General features: G+C 54.4%; 1 rRNA gene. It reads right to left on the bottom strand.

The window, feature by feature from the left end:
* Positions 1–1,302 (bottom strand): 23S ribosomal RNA (locus tag D8M04_RS19860); the annotation flags it as partial.

The following is a 1,302-nucleotide window of genomic DNA, read 5'->3' as shown; positions in this document are numbered from 1 at the left end:
CATCGAGGTGCCAAACCTCCCCGTCGATGTGAACTCTTGGGGGAGATAAGCCTGTTATCCCCGGGGTAGCTTTTATCCGTTGAGCGATGGCCCTTCCATGCGGAACCACCGGATCACTAAGCCCGACTTTCGTCCCTGCTCGACTTGTAGGTCTCGCAGTCAAGCTCCCTTCTGCCTTTACACTCTACGAATGATTTCCAACCATTCTGAGGGAACCTTTGGGCGCCTCCGTTACCTTTTGGGAGGCGACCGCCCCAGTCAAACTGCCCGCCTGACACTGTCTCCGAACCGGATCACGGTCCTGGGTTAGAAGGTCCATACAGCCAGGGTGGTATCCCACGGATGCCTCCACAGAAGCTGGCGCTCCTGCTTCAAAGGCTCCCACCTATCCTGTACAAGCTGCACAGACATTCAATATCAGGCTACAGTAAAGCTCCACGGGGTCTTTCCGTCCTGTCGCGGGTAATGCGCATCTTCACGCATAGTATAATTTCACCGGGTCTCTCGTTGAGACAGTGCCCAAGTCGTTGCACCTTTCGTGCGGGTCGGAACTTACCCGACAAGGAATTTCGCTACCTTAGGACCGTTATAGTTACGGCCGCCGTTTACTGGGGCTTCGGTTCTAAGCTTCGGACCGAAGTCCTAACTCTTCCCCTTAACCTTCCAGCACCGGGCAGGTGTCAGCCCCTATACTTCGCCTTTCGGCTTCGCAGAGACCTGTGTTTTTGCTAAACAGTCGCTTGGGCCTATTCACTGCGGCTCCTCCTTAAAGGAGCACCCCTTCTCCCGAAGTTACGGGGTCATTTTGCCGAGTTCCTTAACGAGAGTTCTCCCGCTCACCTTAGGATTCTCTCCTCGCCTACCTGTGTCGGTTTGCGGTACGGGCACCTGTGACCTTGCTAGAGGCTTTTCTCGGCAGTGTGAAATCAGGAACTTCGGTCGAAGACCTCCCCATCACAGCTTGAAATTGCCAGACGGATTTGCCTATCTGACTTTCTCACTGCTTGGGCGCACACATCCATCCGTGCGCATTCCTTATCCTACTGCGTCCCCCCATCGCTCAAACGGTCATGAGGTGGTACAGGAATATCTGCCTGTTGTCCATCGCCTACGCCTTTCGGCCTCGGCTTAGGTCCCGACTAACCCTGAGAGGACGAGCCTTCCTCAGGAAACCTTAGGCATTCGGTGAAAGAGATTCTCACTCTTTTTTCGCTACTCATACCGGCATTCTCACTTCTAAGCGCTCCACCAGTCCTCACGGTCTGACTTCACAGCACTTAGAACGCTCTCCTACCATTGTCT

The sequence above is a fragment of the Oceanobacillus piezotolerans genome (assembly GCF_003665065.1).
Taxonomy (GTDB): Bacteria; Bacillota; Bacilli; order Bacillales; family Amphibacillaceae; genus Oceanobacillus; species Oceanobacillus piezotolerans.
Note: the sequence above shows the minus strand (reverse complement) of the source record. Positions and strands in the feature narration are given on the sequence as shown.